This window comes from Kribbella sp. WER1, assembly GCF_054189145.1.
The window spans coordinates 6,913,127-6,933,211 of record NZ_CM135186.1; the positions used below are offsets into that span (position 1 = coordinate 6,913,127).

Genomic DNA, 20,085 nt, shown 5'->3' on the forward strand with positions numbered 1-20,085 from the left:
GGTCGATTGTGATGGCCTACAGGTCCTGCACCATCATGATCTCGTCGCGGTAGTCGTCGGACGCGACGCGGATCGCCCGCGGGTGCGTGCCGACGACCCGGTAGCCGAGCGGACCGTAGAAGTTCTCCAGGCCGAGGCCGCCGCGGATCGTCAGCTGCAGCTGCTCCAGCCCGAGATCGTTCGCCGAGCCGCGCAAACCTTCCATCAGCAGCCGCCCGGCGCCCTGGCCCTGACAATCCGGATGCACCATCACTCGCAGCACCGTCCGCCAGTGCGGCTGCAGCGCGCTGTTGCGGGTCACCAGCATGCCCATCCCGACGTACCGCTCGCCGTTGTGCAAGACGCCGAGCACGTCCAGCCCGGCGGCGACCCGGCCGAGAGCGCCGTCCAGGTTCTGCGCGATCTCGGCCGTCGGCGCGGGCGCCGTGTAGCCGACCGCGCCGCCGGCGTTCGTCGCCGCCACCCAGGTGTCCAGCAGATCTGCCCGCAACCCGGGATCGAGCGCGTCGTCCGGTTCCGCCTCCAGGTACTTCACTGCACCTCCATCTGCGACTGAGTTGCAGATAGCTTACGGCTCCAGGGTGTGCAGCAGTGGAACGGTCCCCAGTTTGTCCGGGTTCCGGATCAGGTACAGCGCGGTGATCCGGCCGTCCGTGCTCTTCAGGAACGTGACGGTGTCCGGCTCGTCGTCGTAGTACGCGATGTAGGCCCGCTCGTCGTTCAGCGTGGCCACCCGGAGCTCGAACCCCGGGTTGTCCGCGAGCACCGCGAACAGCCAGCGGGCGATCTTCTCCGCGCCCTGGATCGGACGCAGCGCGGCCCGCTTCTTGCCGCCGCCGTCGCTGATCAGTACGGCGTCCGGCGCCAGCAGCGCGACCACCTCGTCGAAGTTGCCGGACCCGGCGGCCTGCATGAACCGCGTGGTCAGCTCGTCGTGCCGGGCCTTGTCGACCCGGTGCCGCGGCTGCCGGGCGTGCACGTGCCCGCGGGCCCGATGGGCGAGCTGCCGGACGGCGGACTCGGACCGCCCGAGCGTGTCCGCGATCTCGTCGTACGGCAGGTCGAAGACCTCGCGCAGGACGAACGTGGCCCGTTCGAGCGGGGACAGCGTCTCGAGGACGACGAGCATCGCCATGCTGACCGAGTCCGCCAGTTCGACCGCGGCGGCCGGATCGTCGTCGTCGACCGCGAGCGGCTCGGGCAGCCACGGGCCGACGTACTGCTCCCGCCGGGCCTTCTGTTCGCGGAGCTTGTTCAGCGCGAGCCGGGTGGTGATCCGGATCAGGTACGCGCGTGGCTCGCGGATGTCGCTCATGGTCCGGTGGTCGATCGCGGACCAGCGCAGCCACGCCTCCTGGACCACGTCCTCGGCGTCGCTGACGCTCCCGACCACCCGGTACGCCGCCCCAATCAGCACCTGGCGATGCTCGGCGAACTCGGCCGCGAGCTGCTCGTCGGTCATCGCACCGGCCTCAGTCTTTCCTCCCCGCCCCCGAGCGAAGCGAGGGGGCGGGTTTCGCAGGTTTCTTTGAAGCCCTGGCTGGTGAGTCCGAGCGCGGCGTTGGTGCGCGAGCGGTAGTTCTCCAGCGCGACGACCGCGGTCAGCTCGACCAACTGCTCCTCGCTGAGGTCCGCCCGCAACCGCTCGACCTGCTCGTCGGTGACCTCCGGCGGGGTCGCCGTCATCGCCTCGGCGTAGTCCATCACCGCGCGCTCCAGATCCGAGTAGACGTCGCTGTCCCGCCACCTTGGCACATCGCGCAGCTTGTCCTGCTCGACACCCTGGTGGTGGAACTCCCAGTACCCGAAGTCCATGCACCAGCTGCACCCGATCCGCGCCGAGGTCACCATCACCGCGAGCGCCGTCAGCCCCGGGCCGAGCTTGTTCCACCGCGACGCCGATCCCTCCATCATCAGCATCGTGGTCAGCACCCGCCGGTTGTGCAGCGCCGCCTTCCCCGGATCCAGCACCTCGCCGTACTTCCGCCGGCTGCCCCATTCGGCCATCCGGACGAACCATGTCCGCTTGTGCTCCAGCCCGATCCGCGCCATCTCACCCTCCAGGTTTCGTCGTCCCCCTTACGGACACCTGGTCGTGGAAGGCTGTGACATGAGCCGGGTCACAACACTCCCGCCGTTGGATATTCATCCGGGTCATGGCATACTCATTCACATGAGCGTGAAGGTGGCGGTGGCCGGTGCCAGCGGATATGCGGGGGGCGAGCTGCTCCGGCTGCTCAGCAGCCACCCGGAGGTCGAGATCGGCGCCCTGACCGCCGGCGGGAACGCCGGTACGGCGCTCGGCGTGCACCACCCGCACCTCGTGCCGCTGGCCGGGCGCATTCTGGTCGAGACCACGGCGGACAACCTCGCCGGTCACGACGTGGTGTTCCTGGCCCTGCCGCACGGACAGTCCGCCGGAATCGCCGAGCAACTCGGGGATGACGTCACCGTGATCGACTGCGGCGCGGACTTCCGGCTGACCGAGGCCGAGGCGTGGATCGAGTTCTACGGCGGCGAGCATGCCGGCTCGTGGCCGTACGGACTCCCGGAGCTCCCCGGTCAACGGGACAAGCTCCGCGGGTCGAACCGAGTCGCCGTACCGGGTTGTTATCCCACCGTCTCGACGCTGGCCCTGCTCCCCGCCGTGCAGGCCGGGCTCGTCGACGCGGGGCAGCTCGTCGTCGTCGCGGTCAGCGGTACGTCGGGCGCGGGCAAGGCCCCGAAGGCGCATCTGCTCGGCGCCGAGGTGATGGGGTCGGCGTCGGCGTACGGCGTCGGCGGCGTGCACCGGCACACCCCGGAGATCGAGCAGAACCTGACGCCGTACGCCTCGGAGTCTGTGAGCGTCTCGTTCACGCCGGTGCTGGTGCCGATGGCGCGCGGCATCCTCGCGACCTGCAGCGCACCGATCACGCCTGGCACCGACCTGGGCAAGCTCCGGAAGGCGTACGAGGACGCGTACGGCGACGAGCCGTTCATCCACCTGCTCCCCGAGGGACAGTGGCCGCAGACGCAGGCCACCCTCGGGGCGAACACCGTGCAGTTGCAGGTCGCCCTGGACCAGCGCACCGGCCGCGCCGTTGTCGTGGCCGCGATGGACAACCTCACCAAGGGCACCGCCGGCGCCGCCGTGCAGTGCATGAACCTGGCCACCGGTCTCGACGAGACCCTGGCCCTGCCCCTCGTAGGAGTAGCCCCGTGACAACTGTTGTCACCTCGGACACTCAAGTCGATCGGAGCGCCGGGGTCACCGCGCCGGCGGGCTTCCGCGCGGCCGGAGTGATCGCCGGGATCAAGCCGGCCGGTACGCCGGACCTCACCGTCGTGGTCAACGACGGACCGCACGACGTCGCCGCCGGCGTCTTCACCACGAACAAGGTGAAGGCCGCGCCGGTGCTCTGGTCGCAGCAGGTGCTGACCGCCGGCGTATTGAAGGCCGTCGTGCTGAACTCGGGCGGCGCGAACGCGTGCACCGGCCCGGAAGGCTTCCAGGACACCCACAAGACCGCCGAGAAACTGGCTTCCGTGCTGGGCGTCGGCGCCGCGCAGATCGGCGTCTGTTCCACGGGCCTGATCGGTGAGCGACTTCCGATGGATGTTGTGATTCCTGGGATCGATCAGGCCGTCAGTGCCCTTGCGGACGGGCCGGCGGCTGGGTTGGCCGCGGCGACTGCGGTGATGACGACGGACAACGTGCCGAAGCAGGCCGCGTTGCAGCACCCGGACGGGTGGAGTATCGGCGGCTTCGCGAAGGGCGCCGGGATGTGCGCGCCGAACATGGCGACGATGCTGAGCGTGATCACCACCGACGCCGTCCTCGACCAGCCGCACCTCGACCACGCGCTGCGGAACGCGGTCGGCAAGACGTTCAACCGGCTCGACGTCGACGGCGGTACGTCGACCAACGACACCGTGCTGCTGCTCAGCTCGGGCGCGTCCGGCGTGACCGTGTCGCCCGAGGCGTTCGAGGCCGCGCTGACCGCTCTGGCTGCTGACCTGGTGAAGCAGTTGCAGGCGGACGCGGAAGGCGTCACCAAGCACGTGAGCATCACCGTGCAGGGCGCGGCGTCCGAGGCGGAGGCACTGGCCGCCGCCAAGATCGTTGCCGAGGACAACCTGTGCAAGACCGCGTTCTTCGCCTCCGACCCGAACTGGGGCCGGATCGCGATGGCGGTCGGCAACGCCCCCACCGCGTTCGATCCCGCGCTGCTCGACATCACGCTGAACGGCGCGCGGATCTGCAAGGCCGGCGGCAAGGGCGTCGACCGCTCCGAGGCCGACCTGAGCGGGCTCGAGATCGACGTGGTCATCGACCTGCACGCCGGCCCGGCGTCCGCGACGGTCCTCACCACCGACCTGTCGCACGCGTACGTCGAAGAGAACTCGGCGTACTCCTCATGATTCCTGCCGATCCGATCGAGAAGGCCGCGGTCCTCACCGAGGCGCTGCCCTGGCTGAAGGAATTCCACGGCAAGACCGTCGTCGTGAAGTACGGCGGCAACGCGATGATCGACGAGAAGCTCAAGCGGGCGTTCGCCGAGGACATCGTGTTCCTGCGGTACTCCGGCGTCCGGGTCGTCGTCGTGCACGGCGGCGGCCCGCAGATCAGCGAGATGCTCGGGCGGCTCGGGATCGACAGCGAGTTCCGCGGCGGGCTCCGGGTCACCACGCCCGAGGCGATGGACGTCGTCGGCATGGTCCTGGTCGGCAAGGTCGGCCGGGAGCTCGTCGGCCTGCTGAACGCGCACGGCCCGTTCGCGGTCGGCATGTCCGGCGAGGACGCCGGCCTGTTCACCGCGGAGCGGCGTACGGCGCTGGTCGACGGGGAGCAGGTCGACATCGGGCTGGTCGGCGACGTCGTCGAAGTACGCCCGGAGGCGGTCGTCGATCTGATCGACGCCGGCCGGATCCCGGTCGTGTCGACGATCGCGCCGGACGAGGACGGCCAGGCGCACAACGTGAACGCCGACACCGCCGCGGCCGCGCTGGCGGCGGCGCTCGGTGCCGAGAAGCTCGTCGTACTGACCGACGTCGCCGGGCTGTACCGGAACTGGCCGGACAGCGACGACATCATCACCCAGATCGACACCGACGAACTCGCCGAGCTGCTGCCCACGCTCGCGTCCGGCATGGTCCCGAAGATGGAGGCCTGCCTGCGCGCCGTCGAGTCGGGCGTCTCCCGGGCGACCGTGATCGACGGCCGGGTGCCGCACTCGCTGCTGCTGGAGATCTTCACCGACGCCGGAAGTGGAACCCAGGTGATCCCCTCATGACCGAATTGCTGACCGTCGACGGCACCCAGGCGGCGCTGACCTCGCGGTACTCGGACGCGCTGATGAACACGTTCGGGGCGCCGAAGCGGGTGCTGGTCCGCGGCGAGGGCGCGTACCTGTGGGACGCCGACGGCACCAAGTACCTCGACCTGCTCGGCGGGCTCGCGGTGAACTGCCTCGGCCATGCGCACCCGTTCGTGGTGTCCGCGGTGACGTCGCAGCTCGCCACGCTCGGCCATGTGTCGAACTTCTTCGGCTCCGCGCCGCAGATCGCGCTCGCCGAGAAGCTGCTCGGCCTGTTCGACGTCCCGGGCAAGGTGTTCTTCACGAACTCCGGCACCGAGGCGAACGAGGCCGCGTTCAAGATCACCCGGCGCACCGGCCGGACCAAGATCGTCTCCACCGTCGGCGCCTTCCACGGCCGGTCGATGGGCGCACTCGCGATCACCTGGAAACCGGCGTACCGCGAGCTGTTCGCGCCGCTGCCGGGCGACGTGGAGTTCGTCCCGTACGGCGACGCCGAGGCGCTGGCCGCGGCCGTCGACGACGAGACCGCGGCCGTGGTGCTGGAGCCGATCCAGGGCGAGAACGGCGTCGTCGTACCGCCGGACGGCTACCTGCAGGCGGCGCGGCGGATCACGTCCGAGCACGGCGCGTTGCTGTGGATCGACGAGATACAGACCGGCATCGGGCGCACCGGGACGTGGTTCGCCTACCAGCCCGAAGGGATCACGCCGGACATCGTGACGGTGGCGAAGGGCCTCGGCGCGGGCATCCCGATCGGCGCCTGCATCGGGCTCGGCGCGGCCGCGGACCTGCTGCAGCCGGGGAACCACGGGACCACGTTCGGCGGCAACCCGGTCGCGGCGATCGCCGGGCTCGCGGTGCTGACCGTGATCGAGCGGGACGGCCTGCTCGACCAGGTGAATGCCGTCGGCAACCACCTCGCGTCGTCGGTGATCGCCCTCGACCACCCGTTGATCGGGGGCGTCCGCGGGCGCGGGCTGCTGCTCGCGATCCAGCTCACGGAGCCGGTGTCGGACCAGGTCACCGCGCTCGCGCTGGAGGCCGGGTTCATCGTCAACAACCCGATCCCGGACGCGTTGCGGCTGGCGCCGCCGTACATCCTCAGCAAGGCTGATGCGGACAGTTTCGTCGCGGCCCTCCCCGGGTTGCTCGACAAGGTGGAGATGTGATGGTGAGACACTTCTTGCGGGACGACGACCTGTCGCCGGTCGAGCAGGACGAGGTCCTCACCTTGGCCGCCCAGCTGGCTCAGGATCGCCTTTCGCACCAGCCGCTGGCCGGGCCGAAGACCGTCGCGGTGATCTTCGACAAGACCTCCACCCGGACCCGGATCTCGTTCGCGGTCGGGATCGCGGAGCTCGGCGGTTCGCCGCTGATCATCGACGCGCAGACGTCGCAGCTCGGCCGCGGCGAGCCGATCGCGGACACCGCGCGGATCCTCGACCGGCAGGTCGCGGCGATCGTCTGGCGGACGTTCGGGCAGTCGCGGATCGAGGAGATGGCGGGTGCGTCGTCGGTCCCGGTGATCAACGCGCTGACCGACGAGTTCCACCCGTGCCAGATCCTCGCGGACCTGCAGACCGTCCGGCAGCACAAGGGCGCGACGGCCGGGCTGAAGCTCGTGTACCTCGGCGACGGCGCGAACAACATGGCGCACTCGTACCTGCTCGGCGGCGCGACCGCGGGCATGCACGTCGTCGTGGCCTCGCCCGCCGACTACCAACCCGATCCGGCGATCCTCACGCGCGCCGCGGAGATCGCGGCGTCGACCGGCGGATCCGTCGCGTGGACCGCCGACGCCGCGGCGGCCGTCGACGGCGCGGATGTCCTTGCCACCGACACCTGGGTGTCGATGGGGCAGGAGGCCGAGGCGGCGTCGCGCGAGGCGCCGTTCGTGCCGTACGCCGTGACAGAGCAGCTGCTCGCGAAGGCGAAGGCCGATGCGATCGTGTTGCACTGCCTGCCCGCCTATCGTGGCAAGGAGATCGAGGCGGCCGTGATCGACGGACCGCAGTCGGTCGTCTGGGACGAGGCCGAGAACCGGCTGCACGCGCAGAAGGCGCTGCTGTCGTGGCTGTTGGCAAGGAGTTTCGAGGGATGAGTGTTGCCGTACCGACCACGAAGACCGCGCGGCAGCAGCGGATCGTCGATCTGCTCGGGCGGCAGCCGGTGCGGTCGCAGACCGAGCTGGCGGACCTGCTCGCCGCGTCCGGCCTGGTGGTCGGGCAGGCGACGCTGTCGCGGGACCTGGTGGAGATCGGTGCGGTCAAGGTCCGCGACGCGACCGGCCAGCTCGTGTACGCCGTACCGGGGGAGGGCGGTGACCGTACGCCGCGCGCCGGCGAAGCGGCTGCTTTCGAAGCGCGCCTGGCCCGGGTCGCGTCCGAGCTGCTGGTGTCCGCGGAGGGCAGCGCCAACCTGGTGATCCTGCGAACCCCGCCGGGAGCGGCCCAGTACTTCGCGTCGGCGATCGACCACGTCGGACTGGACGACGTTCTCGGCACCATCGCCGGCGACGACACCGTGATGGTCGTGTCCCGCAACCCCACCGGCGGCCAGGCGTTGGCCGCCCGCTTCCTGTCCCTGGCCGCCCGCTCCGAACCGAAGTAGAGGAATTTGCTGTGAGTAGTGCAGAGAACGCCGCCCGGGACACAGCTCTCTGGGGGGCCCGCTTCTCGGGTGGTCCGGCCGACGCGCTGGCGGCGTTGAGCAAGTCGACGCAGTTCGACTGGCGGCTGGCGCCGTACGACATCGCGGGCTCGAAGGCGCATGCCAAGGTGCTGCACCGCGCCGGGCTGCTGTCCGACGACGACCTGGCCGCGATGCTGGCCGGGCTGGACGAGCTGCTGTCCGACGTCCTCGCTGGTCGCTTCCTGCCCGCCGAGGCCGATGAAGACGTCCACACCGCCCTCGAACACGGCCTCCTCGACCGCCTCGGGCCGGAGCTCGGCGGCCGGCTGCGCGCCGGCCGGTCCCGGAACGACCAGGTGGCCACGCTGTTCAAGAGCTACCTGCGGGAGCACGGGCGGATCATCGCGCGGCTCGTGCTCGACCAGATCAAGGTGCTGGCCGACCAGGCCGAGCAGCACCTCGGTGTGGCGATGCCCGGTCGTACCCACCTGCAGCACGCGCAGCCGGTGCTGCTGTCCCACCAGCTGCTTGCGCATGCCTGGCCGTTGATCCGGGACCTCGACCGGCTCGCCGACTGGGACGCCCGGGTGGCGGCGGACTCGCCGTACGGCTCGGGTGCGCTGGCGGGGAGTTCGCTCGGGCTGGATCCGGTGTTCGTCGCGCAGGAGCTCGGGTTCACGAACTCGTCGGCGAACTCGATCGACGGAACCTCGGCGCGGGACTTCGTCGCGGAGTTCGCGTTCGTGACCGCGCAGATCGGCATCGACCTGTCCCGGCAGGCCGAGGAGGTGATCATCTGGGCGACGAAGGAGTTCGGTTTCGTCGAGCTGGACGACGCGTTCTCGACCGGGTCGAGCATCATGCCGCAGAAGAAGAACCCGGACATCGCCGAACTCGCCCGCGGCAAGGCCGGCCGGCTGATCGGGAACCTGAGCGGCCTGCTGGCGACGCTGAAGGCGCAGCCGCTCGCGTACAACCGCGATCTGCAGGAGGACAAGGAGCCGGTCTTCGACTCCATCGACACGCTGGAGGTGCTGCTGCCCGCGTTCACCGGGATGATCCGCACCCTCCGCTTCAACACCGCCCGCCTCGAGGAGCTGGCACCGCAAGGCTTCTCGCTGGCCACCGACATCGCCGAATGGCTGGTCCGCCAGCAGGTCCCGTTCCGCGTCGCCCACGAACTGGCCGGCGCCTGCGTCCAGGAATGCGAGAAACGCGGCATCGAACTCTGGGACCTCACCGACGCCGACCTGTCCGCGATCTCCCCGCACCTCACCCCCGACGTCCGCACCGTCCTCACCGTCCAGGGCTCCCTCTCCTCCCGCAACACCCGAGGCGGCACCGCCCAACCTCAGGTAGCAGCCCAACTGACAGAACTCCGCACCCGAGCCACCGAACACACCACCCGCCTCGCCTAGAGTTCTCCGCATGCGGCGTTCTCTTCTGGCTGGTCCTGTTCTGGAAGTAGCGCCGAAATTGTTGGGGACGGTGCTGCGGAGCACCAGCCCGGAAGGAACCGTGGCGGTCCGCCTCACCGAGGTGGAGGCGTACGACGGCGCGAACGACCCCGGCTCGCACGCGTACCGGGGTCCGACCGCCCGTACCGAGGTGATGTTCGGCCCGCCCGGCCACCTGTACGTCTACTTCACCTACGGCATGCACTTCTGCATGAACGTCGTCGCCGGCCCCGACGGCAAACCGTCCGCGGTTCTGCTCCGCGCCGGCGAGGTCGTCGAAGGTGTCGACCTCGCCCGCAGCCGCCGCGGCCAACCCGCCGTACAGCCCGTCGCCTTCAACCAGTCCGGCGCACGCCGGTCCGCCGTACGCCAGGGCCCGGTCGCCAAGCGGCCCAAGCCCGACCCGGACCGCGACCTGGCCCGCGGTCCCGCCCGCCTGTGTGTTGCCCTCGGCATCGGCCGCGACGACAACGGTACCGACCTGCTCGCCGCCGACGCCCTGATCCAGCTCGTCGACGGCCCCGGGTACGACGGCGTACCGTCCACCGGCCCGCGCGTCGGCCTCCGCGACGCCGCCGACCGCCCGTGGCGCTTCTGGATCCCCGACGACCCCACGGTCTCGCCGTACCGCCCGCACGTCCCGAAGAAACGCGCCTAACGCCGAGCCAACTCCAGCACGTACTCAAGCTGCGGCAACCCGTGCTCCACCTCCGGATCCGGGAACAGCCCGACGTGCTGCACCCCGGCCGCCTCCAGCCCGTCGAGATGCGCGGCCGCGTCCTCCACCGTCCCGATCGCGCCGATCGCCGTCCACCAGTCGCGCGGCATCCCGACCAGCGCCGCGTTCCCGCCCGCGTCGTACAGCTTCTTCAGCTCGTCGTAGAACGGCAACGTGGTCAGCCCGAGCGACTGTTCGCCGATCTGCCAGCCCAGCCACGGCGCCGTCCACTCGTACGCCGCCTTCCGGTCGGCGCGCACGCACATCGCCGCGAACACCGCGACCACGAACCCGTCGGGCGACCCGGCCTCCAGCACCGCCTGCCGCACGTACGGCGCGGTCGCCGGCTCCGCGAGCACGACACCGTCCGCGATCCGTCCGGCGAGCGCCATCGACTTCGGCCCGCGGACCCCGAGCAGGATCGGCGGCACCGTCGCCGGCGGTGCCTCCAGCTTCACCTTGTCGAGGTACACCGTCTTGCCCTCGAAGCTGACCTCCTCGCCGCGCAGCAACCGCGTGACGGTGGTCGTCACCTCGTCGAGGGCCGTCAGCGGCGACTTCGCCCGGACGCCCATCTGCCCCATCCACGACTGCACGCCGTGCCCGATGCCCGGCAGGAACCGCCCGGGCCCGAGCGCGTCCAGCGTCGCGAACTCCATCGCGGTAACCGCCGCCGTCCGGACGACGGCCGGCACGATCCCGAGCCCGACGGTGAGCTGCTCGGTCGACGTCAGCGCGGCCGCCGCCAGCGACGGGCCGGACGTGAAGAAGCAGTCCTCGATGATCCACAACTCGTCCGCGCCACCGCGGTCGAGCCGGCGCGCGACGTCGGTGACGAGCGCGGCGGGGAAGGTACGCGGGAAACACATTCCGATGCCGGTCATACCCGAGACGGTAGAAGACGGCACCGACAGTTCGCGACAGTTCACGACGGTTCGTGAAGGACGCGTCAAAGCTGTCCACGGCCCGCGGGGCAGGACGACTAGCGGCCCGTGCTCCGGGTAGGTTTCTGGTATGGCCCGTCCGCACTACTCATCCCGTCTCGAGGACTGGGTCAACGCCGGAGTTCAGGCCGTCCTGCGGCGGCGCGGCTGGCAGGAACGGATCATCCCGCAGGTGGGGTACGGCAACACCGAGTTCGTCCGGGTGCTCGCGCGGGTGGTGCTCGGCCGCGACCCGCGCAACCAGCCGCGGTACGACGAGGACCAGGTGGTGCGCGGCTGGCGCGCGTTCGTGACGGCGCCGGCGACGAAGGTGCCGGTGACGGTGACGGTCAGCGGGGAGACGTTCGAGACGGTCACCGATCGCGGCGGCTTCATCGACCTGACGGTTCCGGTGGTGCTGCCGCCGGGTTCGCACGAGATCGTGCTGGGCGTGCACGGCGACCGGCAGGCCCGGGCGCGGATCTTCGTACCGGATCCGGACGCGACGTTCGGTCTGGTGAGCGACATCGACGACACGGTGATCCTGACGATGCTGCCGCGTCCGTTGATCGCTGCCTGGAACACGTTCGTCCGCGACGAGCAGGCGCGCCGCGTCGTACCGGGGATGGCAGGGCTGTACGAAGAGCTGCTGGCGGATCACCCTGGTGCGCCGATGTTCTACCTGTCGACGGGTGCGTGGAACACGGCTCCTACGTTGGCCCGCTTCTTCGCACGGCACGGGTACCCGCAGGGGCCGTTGCTGATGACGGACTGGGGACCTACGAACACGGGCTGGTTCCGGAGCGGCCAGGAGCACAAGCGGACGGCCCTGCGTCGGTTGGCACGCGAGTTCCCGAAGGTGAAGTGGGTGCTGGTCGGTGACGACGGCCAGCACGACCCCCAGTTGTACGGCGACTTCGCACAGAGCCACCCGGACCATGTGCTCGCTATTGGCATCCGCCAGCTGACACCGGCCGAGCAGGTGCTCTCACACGGTCTACCGGTGCCCAACGCGGACCCGGGCGCTCACGACCCGCACCGGCCGACGGCGGTCACGGTGCAGGGGCCGGACGGGCATGCGCTCCGTCCGCAGCTGCGTTCGGTGCTCACACGTCCCGAGACCACCTGAGCGGCTACTTCTCGCCGTACAGGACACGAGTGTCCCGTACGCGATGAAGCTTGACGCTATCGGCGCCCAGGCACGCACCTCGCGGCACTTGGCCAGCGCCCACGATGCTCCGCATCGAGGCCACTGACCAAGCACCGCGATGCACGCACCTGGACACCGCTATCGTTCAAGCTTCATCGCGTACGGGACACTAGTGGTGACCGACGTACTCGAGGAGAGAACCAGTGACCGAACGCCGCACTCAGGTACTTGACGACCTGGAGAGCCGTGGCCTGATTGCCCATTCCACCGATCCGGACGCCCTCCGGGCCTCGATGGCGGCGGGGCCGATCACCTCGTATGTCGGTTTCGACCCCACCGCGCCCAGCCTGCACATGGGGAACCTGCTGCAGCTGCTGACGCTGCGCCGGCTCCAGCTGGCCGGCCACAACCCGATCGGGCTGGTCGGCGGCGCCACCGGACTGATCGGCGACCCCAAGGAGACGTCCGAGCGGGTGCTGAACCCGAAGGATCTCGTCCACGAGTGGGTCGAGCGCGTGCGCGGGCAGGTGGAGAAGTTCATCGACTTCGACCAGTCGCTGCCGAACCCGGCGCGGATGGTCAACAACTACGACTGGACCAAGGATCTCAACACGCTCGACTTCCTGCGGGACATCGGGAAGCACTTCCCGGTGAACCGGATGCTCGGCCGCGAGGTCGTGAAGGCGCGGCTGGAGCAGGGGATCAGCTACACGGAGTTCAGCTACGTGCTGCTGCAGTCGTTGGACTTCCTGGAGCTGTACCGGCGGCACAACTGCACGCTGCAGACGGGTGGCAGCGACCAGTGGGGGAACCTGACGGCCGGCGTCGAGCTGATCCGCCGTACGGATCAGGGCAAGGCGCATGCGTTGGCGACACCACTGGTCACCAAGGCGGACGGGACGAAGTTCGGGAAGACCGAGTCCGGGACGGTGTGGCTGGACCGGGAGCTGACGACGCCGTACGCGTTCTACCAGTTCTGGTTCAACAGCGACGACCGCGACGTGATGCAGCTGGTGCGGTTCTACACGTTCCGTACGGCGGAGGAGATCGCCGCGCTCGACCAGGCAACTGCCGAACGACCGCAAGCACGCGAAGCGCAACGTGTACTGGCCGAGGACGTGACGACGCTGGTGCACGGCGCCGAGGAGACGCGACGGGTGCAGGAAGCGTCGAAGGCGCTCTTCGGTCAGGGGGACCTGGGGTCGCTGGACGGCGCCACGCTCGTCGCCGCGCTCCGCGAAGCACCGCATGTGGAGCTGGCGGCCGGTGAACAGATGCCGACGTACGGCGACCTCCTGGTGAAATCCGGGTTGGTCGCCAGCAAGTCGGCGGCCCGGCGGACGGTGTCCGAGGGCGGGGCTTACCTGAACAACGAGAAGGTGAAGGACGCGGAGTACGTACCGGCCGCGGACGACCTGCTCCCCGGTGGAGTGCTCGTACTGCGGCGCGGGAAGCGTTCGTTTGCAGGGGTTCTGGCCTCGCCGGCGCAGGGCTGACGGCTGGTCGCGACCCGGGTGTGCGGGTGGGAGTCCAATCCCACATCCGGGTTGCCGAACGCAAATTGCAAGCCTGTGATTCAGCGCACCGGGGGCCGATTTGACCGGCCACCTGCGATCCACGTAATGTTCTTCTTGTTGGAAGCGAGGCGCGGGACGCGAAAGCGGCCGGTCGCTCCAAAACCCCCAAAGGCTAGCTTAGCCGGAACGTGTCTTCGGACTCGGGTCGGCCACCTGGACGCGGGTGGGGATCGGGAAAAACTGGGTCTTGACTCGGTGGATCTGATCCGGTAGAGTAACGCAGGTTGCCCCGGGAGCCTGGCTGCAAGGCCAGACTGCGGTGTGCGCCCGATTCTTGAGAACTCAACAGCGTGCCGAAAGTCAATGCCGAAAGATGCATTAACCCCGTCCACAGGCGTTGAACGATCCTCCTAGCCCCCCGGGTTTTCTGGGTGGGTGCAGGTGGTTGTTTGTCTGTCTGTGGCGGATTCCTTTGAAATATTTCTGGATTCAAGTCAGTTTGATTTGTTTCTGATGTTCAAAGGATCTACTCAAAGTAGTCTGTTTTCCACGGCTTGCCGTGGTTGACATATAGATTTCAACGGAGAGTTTGATCCTGGCTCAGGACGAACGCTGGCGGCGTGCTTAACACATGCAAGTCGAGCGGTAAGGCCTCTTCGGGGGTACACGAGCGGCGAACGGGTGAGTAACACGTGAGCAACCTACCCTCAACTTTGGGATAAGCCTCGGAAACGGGGTCTAATACCGGATAATACTGACCGTCTCATGGTGGTTGGTTGAAAGTTCTGGCGGTTGGGGATGGGCTCGCGGCCTATCAGCTTGTTGGTGGGGTAATGGCCTACCAAGGCGTCGACGGGTAGCCGGCCTGAGAGGGCGACCGGCCACACTGGGACTGAGACACGGCCCAGACTCCTACGGGAGGCAGCAGTGGGGAATATTGCGCAATGGACGAAAGTCTGACGCAGCAACGCCGCGTGAGGGATGACGGCCTTCGGGTTGTAAACCTCTTTCAGCAGGGACGAAGCGAGAGTGACGGTACCTGCAGAAGAAGGACCGGCCAACTACGTGCCAGCAGCCGCGGTAATACGTAGGGTCCGAGCGTTGTCCGGAATTATTGGGCGTAAAGGGCTCGTAGGCGGTTCGTCACGTCGGGAGTGAAAACTCGGGGCTTAACCCCGAGCCTGCTTCCGATACGGGCAGACTAGAGGTAGGCAGGGGAGAGCGGAACTCCTGGTGTAGCGGTGGAATGCGCAGATATCAGGAAGAACACCGGTGGCGAAGGCGGCTCTCTGGGCCTTACCTGACGCTGAGGAGCGAAAGCGTGGGTAGCGAACAGGATTAGATACCCTGGTAGTCCACGCCGTAAACGTTGGGCGCTAGGTGTGGGGGACATTCCACGTCCTCCGTGCCGCAGCTAACGCATTAAGCGCCCCGCCTGGGGAGTACGGCCGCAAGGCTAAAACTCAAAGGAATTGACGGGGGCCCGCACAAGCGGCGGAGCATGCGGATTAATTCGATGCAACGCGAAGAACCTTACCTGGGTTTGACATATAGGGAAATCCTCCAGAGATGGGGGGTCCGTAAGGGTCCTATACAGGTGGTGCATGGCTGTCGTCAGCTCGTGTCGTGAGATGTTGGGTTAAGTCCCGCAACGAGCGCAACCCTCGTCCTATGTTGCCAGCACGTCCTTCGGGGTGGTGGGGACTCATAGGAGACTGCCGGGGTCAACTCGGAGGAAGGTGGGGATGACGTCAAGTCATCATGCCCCTTATGTCCAGGGCTTCACGCATGCTACAATGGCCGGTACAAAGGGCTGCGAAACTGTAAGGTGGAGCGAATCCCAAAAAGCCGGTCTCAGTTCGGATTGGGGTCTGCAACTCGACCCCATGAAGTCGGAGTCGCTAGTAATCGCAGATCAGCAACGCTGCGGTGAATACGTTCCCGGGCCTTGTACACACCGCCCGTCACGTCATGAAAGTCGGCAACACCCGAAGCCGGTGGCCTAACCCTTGTGGAGGGAGCCGTCGAAGGTGGGGCTGGCGATTAGGACGAAGTCGTAACAAGGTAGCCGTACCGGAAGGTGCGGCTGGATCACCTCCTTTCTAAGGAGCACTTGGCACTCCGCTTTGTGAGTGTCCATGTCATCACTTTCTCAGGCGAGTGTTCTGAGGGTGATGGTGCTTCGGAATGTGGAACATTGACCATTAGGCCAGGATCTTTTCTGCAATATGTTAGTACTGCTCTTCGGGGCGTGGAACGCGGACGGTGGATGGGTGATGGGTCGAGGCGCGCTGTTGGGTCCTGAGGGATCGGGCCTGGTTCGCAGGGTTTTGCCCTGGGGGTCTGGACTGTTTCTTCTGGGTCACGGTTCAACTGGGTGACTGGTTGGATGTGGTGGCTGGGGCCGGCTCTCACCAAACCGTTGGTGTGGGTGTTTTCTTCTGGGTGTGTTGTTTCCCTGGTTGGAGATGCTGACTCGATAGGTGGTGGTTCGGGGTTGGTGTTCCTGCCCGTATTTTGAGAACTGTATAGTGAACGCGAGCATCTCTTTGTAGCGTAATTTTTGCTTTTAGTTTTGTGACAAGCTACTAAGGGCAATCGGTGGATGTCTTGGTACCAAGAGCCGATGAAGGACGTTGGAGCCTGCGATAAGCCCCGGGGAGTTGGCAACCGAGCTGTGATCCGGGGGTGTCCGAATGGGGAAACCCAGCTGGCATTCTAAAGCCAGTTACCAGTGCCTGAACACATAGGGTTCTGGAGGGAACGCGGGGAAGTGAAACATCTCAGTACCCGTAGGAAGAGAAAACAATAGTGATTCCGTGAGTAGTGGCGAGCGAAAGCGGATGAGGCTAAACCGTGTGCGTGTGATAGCCGGCGTGCGTTGCGCATGTGGGGTTGTGGGAGCATTCAGACACTAATGCCGTGGTGTCGGAGAGTTATAAATCGCTGTTGAAGTCGAATCTTCTGGAATGTTGAGCCGTAGTGGGTTATAGCCCTGTAGGCGTAAGACAGTGACTCTCGAGTGTTTTCCCAAGTAGCACGGAACTCTTGAAATTCCGTGTGAATCTGGCGGGACCACCCGCTAAGCCTAAATACTTCTTGGTGACCGATAGCGGACTAGTACCGTGAGGGAAAGATGAAAAGTACCCCGGGAGGGGAGTGAAATAGTACCTGAAACCGGTTGCCTACAATCCGTCGGAGCACTTTCGGGTGTGACGGCGTGCCTTTTGAAGAATGAGCCTGCGAGTTAGTGGTGTGTGGCGAGGTTAACCCGTGTGGGGTAGCCGTAGCGAAAGCGAGTCTGAATAGGGCGTTTTAGTCGCATGCTCTAGACCCGAAGCGGAGTGATCTATCCATGGGCAGGTTGAAGCGCGGGTAAGACCGCGTGGAGGACCGAACCCACCAGGGTTGAAAACCTGGGGGATGACCTGTGGATAGGGGTGAAAGGCCAATCAAACTCCGTGATAGCTGGTTCTCCCCGAAATGCATATAGGTGCAGCGTCGTGTGTTTCTTACCGGAGGTAGAGCACTGGATGGTCTAGGGGGCTTACCGGCTTACCGAAATCAGCCAAACTCCGAATGCCGGTAAGTGAGAGCGCGGCAGTGAGACTGCGGGGGATAAGCTCCGTAGTCGAGAGGGAAACAGCCCAGATCACCAGCTAAGGCCCCTAAGCGATTGCTAAGTGGAAAAGGATGTGGAGTTGCCCAGACAACCAGGAGGTTGGCTTAGAAGCAGCCACCCTTGAAAGAGTGCGTAATAGCTCACTGGTCAAGTGATTCCGCGCCGACAATGTAGCGGGGCTCAAGCAATCCGCCGAAGCTGTGGCACTCACATATGTACTCGGCGTCTCTTTGGAGACGTCCAGGTGTGTGGGTGGGTAGGGGAGCGTCGTGCAGCGTGTGAAGCAGCCTAGTGATGGAGTTGTGGATGCTGCACGAGTGAGAATGCAGGCATGAGTAGCGAATGACGGGTGAGAAACCCGTCCGCCGGATGATCAAGGGTTCCAGGGTCAAGCTAATCTGCCCTGGGTAAGTCGGGACCTAAGGCGAGGCCGACAGGCGTAGTCGATGGACAACGGGTTGATATTCCCGTACCGGCATTAACACGACCCGACCGAACCTGCTGATGCTAAGCCTTTGAAGCTGTGATGTCTTCGGACGGATCGGTGGATTCGGTGACCCGAGGTGGTAGTAGGTGCATTGAGGAGTGACGCAGGAGGGTAGTCCAACCGCGGCGATGGTAGGCGCAAGCTGATCCGCGGGCAAGGTGGTAGGGCGAGGCATAGGCAAATCCGTGTCTCATATAGCCTGAGAGCCGAGGCGGACCCGTTTAGGGGAAGTGGATGATCCCATGCTGCCGAGAAAAACTTCGCAGTGAGTGTTAGAGCCGCCCGTACCCCAAACCGACACAGGTGATCAGGTAGAGAATACCAAGGCGATCGAGTGAACCATGGTTAAGGAACTCGGCAAAATGCCCCCGTAACTTCGGGAGAAGGGGGACCGGATCCGTGACACCATTTGCTGGTGGTAGCGGTGATGGTCGCAGAGACCAGGCCCAAGCGACTGTTTACTAAAAACACAGGTCCGTGCGAAGAAGTAATTCGATGTATACGGACTGACGCCTGCCCGGTGCTGGAACGTTAAGGGGACAGGTTAGCTGGTTTTGGCCGGCGAAGCTTTGAACTTAAGCGCCAGTAAACGGCGGTGGTAACTATAACCATCCTAAGGTAGCGAAATTCCTTGTCGGGTAAGTTCCGACCTGCACGAATGGCGTAACGACTTGGGCGCTGTCTCAACCATGGACTCGGCGAAATTGCATTACGAGTAAAGATGCTCGTTACGCGCAGCAGGACGGAAAGACCCCGGGACCTTTACTACAACTTGGTATTGGTGGTCGGTACAATTTGTGTAGGATAGGTGGGAGACTGTGAAGCTCGGACGCCAGTTCGGGTGGAGTCATCGTTGAAATACCACTCTGATTGTTCTGGCTGTCTAACTTTGGTCCGTTATCCGGATCAGGGACAGTGCCTGGTGGGTAGTTTGACTGGGGCGGTCGCCTCCTAAAAGGTAACGGAGGCGCTCAAAGGTTCCCTCAGCCTGGTTGGCAATCAGGTGTTGAGTGTAAGTGCACAAGGGAGCTTGACTGTGAGACAGACATGTCGAGCAGGGACGAAAGTCGGAACTAGTGATCCGGCGGTGGCATGTGGGAGCACCGTCGCTCAACGGATAAAAGGTACCCCGGGGATAACAGGCTGATCTTCCCCAAGAGTCCATATCGACGGGATGGTTTGGCACCTCGATGTCGGCTCGTCGCATCCTGGGGCTGGAGTAGGTCCCAAGGGTTGGGCTGTTCGCCCATTAAAGCGGCACGCGAGCTGGGTTTAGAACGTCGTGAGACAGTTCGGTCCCTATCCGCTGCGCGCGCAGGAGACTTGAGAAGGGCTGCCCCTAGTACGAGAGGACCGGGGTGGACGAACCTCTGGTGTGCCAGTTGTTCCGCCAGGAGCACGGCTGGTTGGCTACGTTCGGGAGTGATAACCGCTGAAAGCATCTAAGCGGGAAGCACGCTTCAAGATGAGGTCTCCCACCGGGTTAACCGGGTAAGGCCCCCAGTAGACCACTGGGTTGATAGGCCAGAGGTGGAAGCGCCGTAAGGTGTGGAGCTGACTGGTACTAATAGGCCGAGGGCTTGTCACTCACTACAGACTACAAGCTCTGAAATTTGCGCTGTAACGATGTTCGCGTTCACTGTACGGTTCCCAGGATACGGTCAACCCCGGTCATGTGTGGCTTGTGTTGGTTGATAGTGTTCTCATAGAGTTTCGGTGGCCATAGCGTCGGGGAAACACCCAGTCTCCATTCCGAACCTGGAAGTTAAGCCCTTCAGCGCCGATGGTACTGCGACCGGGAGGTCGTGGGAGAGTAGGACGCCGCCGGACATTCACACTGTTAAGGGCCACCCCTCGGGGTGGCCCTTAACATTTGTCTGCCCTTAAACACTTGTCTGGGCGCCATCAGGTGGCTTTGCGGCTCGGTGTGTAGGTCCACCACGGGCGTGCGGGGTTCCCGTTGGCCTGGTCCACGGCGGAAGTGATCGTGTCGAGGAGACACGGGTCGTGGCGTTGGCGGTCGCGTTCGCAGATCGTTTCGTAGATCTGTACGGGATCTCGCCCGGCCAGTTGGTCGACGGTGGTGATGTCAGCTCGCGCCAGATACCGGGCCACGGCCGGGCCGACGTTCATGAGGGATGTCAGCTCCGTTGATCGCATGGTCGAACGATGACGCATCGCCGGCCGGTAGGTCTTGGACGGATCGGACGCCGTCGGCAAGCGGCATACGCCAAAGTTCGGCAGCTCTGTGTTGTCGGCTTCTGCCAATTGCCCGGG

General features: G+C 65.7%; 15 protein-coding genes and 3 rRNA genes. 13 read left to right on the forward strand and 5 right to left on the reverse strand.

The features are described from left to right. Positions 1–16: 16 nt before the first annotated feature. Genes ACXJJ3_RS33920 through ACXJJ3_RS33930 form a run of 3 tightly spaced genes read right to left on the reverse strand, consistent with a single transcriptional unit; the run spans position 17 to position 2,052 of the window. Positions 17–535, reverse strand: a complete 519-nt coding sequence (locus ACXJJ3_RS33920) for an N-acetyltransferase family protein (RefSeq protein WP_458165963.1) — start codon at positions 533–535, stop codon at positions 17–19. A 33-nt stretch (positions 536–568) separates the two neighbouring features. Then, positions 569–1,462 carry an RNA polymerase sigma-70 factor gene (locus tag ACXJJ3_RS33925; RefSeq protein WP_458165964.1) on the reverse strand — a complete coding sequence of 298 codons (894 nt, stop codon included), beginning with the start codon at positions 1,460–1,462 and terminating at the stop codon, positions 569–571. Further along, positions 1,459–2,052 carry a carboxymuconolactone decarboxylase family protein gene (locus ACXJJ3_RS33930; protein ID WP_458165965.1) on the reverse strand — a complete coding sequence of 198 codons (594 nt, stop codon included), beginning with the start codon at positions 2,050–2,052 and terminating at the stop codon, positions 1,459–1,461. Before ACXJJ3_RS33930 ends, ACXJJ3_RS33925 begins: the two co-directional genes overlap by 4 nt. 121 nt (positions 2,053–2,173) lie before the next feature. Here ACXJJ3_RS33930 and argC point away from each other — a divergent pair, with 121 nt between their 5' ends. From argC to ACXJJ3_RS33970, 8 genes are read left to right on the forward strand one after another with little or no spacing between them, the layout of a single operon-like run. Beyond that, positions 2,174–3,205 carry an N-acetyl-gamma-glutamyl-phosphate reductase gene (argC, locus tag ACXJJ3_RS33935; RefSeq protein WP_458165966.1) on the forward strand — a complete coding sequence of 344 codons (1,032 nt, stop codon included), beginning with the start codon at positions 2,174–2,176 and terminating at the stop codon, positions 3,203–3,205. Next, positions 3,202–4,404, forward strand: coding sequence for a bifunctional glutamate N-acetyltransferase/amino-acid acetyltransferase ArgJ (argJ, locus tag ACXJJ3_RS33940; RefSeq protein ID WP_458165967.1), 1,203 nt, complete (start codon positions 3,202–3,204; stop codon positions 4,402–4,404). The genes argC and argJ overlap by 4 nt, the downstream gene beginning before the upstream one ends. After that, positions 4,401–5,276, forward strand: coding sequence for an acetylglutamate kinase (argB, locus tag ACXJJ3_RS33945; protein WP_458165968.1), 876 nt, complete (start codon positions 4,401–4,403; stop codon positions 5,274–5,276). Before argJ ends, argB begins: the two co-directional genes overlap by 4 nt. After that, positions 5,273–6,472, forward strand: a complete 1,200-nt coding sequence (locus tag ACXJJ3_RS33950) for an acetylornithine transaminase (RefSeq protein WP_458165969.1) — start codon at positions 5,273–5,275, stop codon at positions 6,470–6,472. The genes argB and ACXJJ3_RS33950 overlap by 4 nt, the downstream gene beginning before the upstream one ends. Further along, a complete protein-coding gene (gene argF / locus ACXJJ3_RS33955) occupies positions 6,472–7,404 on the forward strand; it encodes an ornithine carbamoyltransferase (protein ID WP_458165970.1) in 933 nt (310 codons plus the stop codon). Before ACXJJ3_RS33950 ends, argF begins: the two co-directional genes overlap by 1 nt. After that, positions 7,401–7,913, forward strand: a complete 513-nt coding sequence (locus tag ACXJJ3_RS33960) for an arginine repressor (protein ID WP_458165971.1) — start codon at positions 7,401–7,403, stop codon at positions 7,911–7,913. The genes argF and ACXJJ3_RS33960 overlap by 4 nt, the downstream gene beginning before the upstream one ends. An 11-nt stretch (positions 7,914–7,924) precedes the next feature. Further along, positions 7,925–9,352, forward strand: a complete 1,428-nt coding sequence (argH, locus tag ACXJJ3_RS33965; RefSeq protein ID WP_458165972.1) for an argininosuccinate lyase — start codon at positions 7,925–7,927, stop codon at positions 9,350–9,352. Positions 9,353–9,362: 10 nt separating this feature from the next. Beyond that, positions 9,363–10,049 (forward strand): DNA-3-methyladenine glycosylase, encoded by a 687-nt coding sequence (locus tag ACXJJ3_RS33970; RefSeq protein ID WP_458165973.1) that lies wholly within the window; start codon positions 9,363–9,365, stop codon positions 10,047–10,049. On the opposite strand, the gene ACXJJ3_RS33975 is transcribed toward ACXJJ3_RS33970, so the two are convergent. After that, positions 10,046–10,993, reverse strand: coding sequence for an LLM class flavin-dependent oxidoreductase (locus ACXJJ3_RS33975; protein ID WP_458165974.1), 948 nt, complete (start codon positions 10,991–10,993; stop codon positions 10,046–10,048). The two genes, ACXJJ3_RS33970 and ACXJJ3_RS33975, sit on opposite strands and share 4 nt — an antisense overlap. 130 nt (positions 10,994–11,123) lie before the next feature. On the opposite strand from ACXJJ3_RS33975, the gene ACXJJ3_RS33980 reads away from it, so the two are divergent. The 5 genes from ACXJJ3_RS33980 (at position 11,124) to rrf (ending at position 19,638) form a co-directional block, all read left to right on the forward strand. Next, entirely contained in the window at positions 11,124–12,161 is a 1,038-nt protein-coding gene (locus tag ACXJJ3_RS33980) for an App1 family protein (protein ID WP_458165975.1), read from the forward strand. A gap of 224 nt (positions 12,162–12,385) precedes the next feature. After that, on the forward strand, positions 12,386–13,678 hold the full coding sequence (tyrS, locus tag ACXJJ3_RS33985; RefSeq protein WP_458165976.1) for a tyrosine--tRNA ligase: 1,293 nt from the start codon (positions 12,386–12,388) through the stop codon (positions 13,676–13,678). A 598-nt stretch (positions 13,679–14,276) separates the two neighbouring features. Next, positions 14,277–15,801 (forward strand): 16S ribosomal RNA (locus tag ACXJJ3_RS33990). A gap of 476 nt (positions 15,802–16,277) precedes the next feature. Next, positions 16,278–19,396: ribosomal RNA gene (locus ACXJJ3_RS33995) — 23S ribosomal RNA — on the forward strand. A gap of 124 nt (positions 19,397–19,520) precedes the next feature. Next, positions 19,521–19,638 (forward strand): 5S ribosomal RNA (gene rrf / locus ACXJJ3_RS34000). Together the 16S, 23S and 5S rRNA genes form the textbook arrangement of a ribosomal RNA operon. 75 nt (positions 19,639–19,713) lie before the next feature. On the opposite strand, the gene ACXJJ3_RS34005 is transcribed toward rrf, so the two are convergent. Then, on the reverse strand, positions 19,714–20,076 hold the full coding sequence (locus tag ACXJJ3_RS34005) for a helix-hairpin-helix domain-containing protein (protein WP_458165977.1): 363 nt from the start codon (positions 20,074–20,076) through the stop codon (positions 19,714–19,716). Positions 20,077–20,085 lie beyond the last annotated feature (9 nt).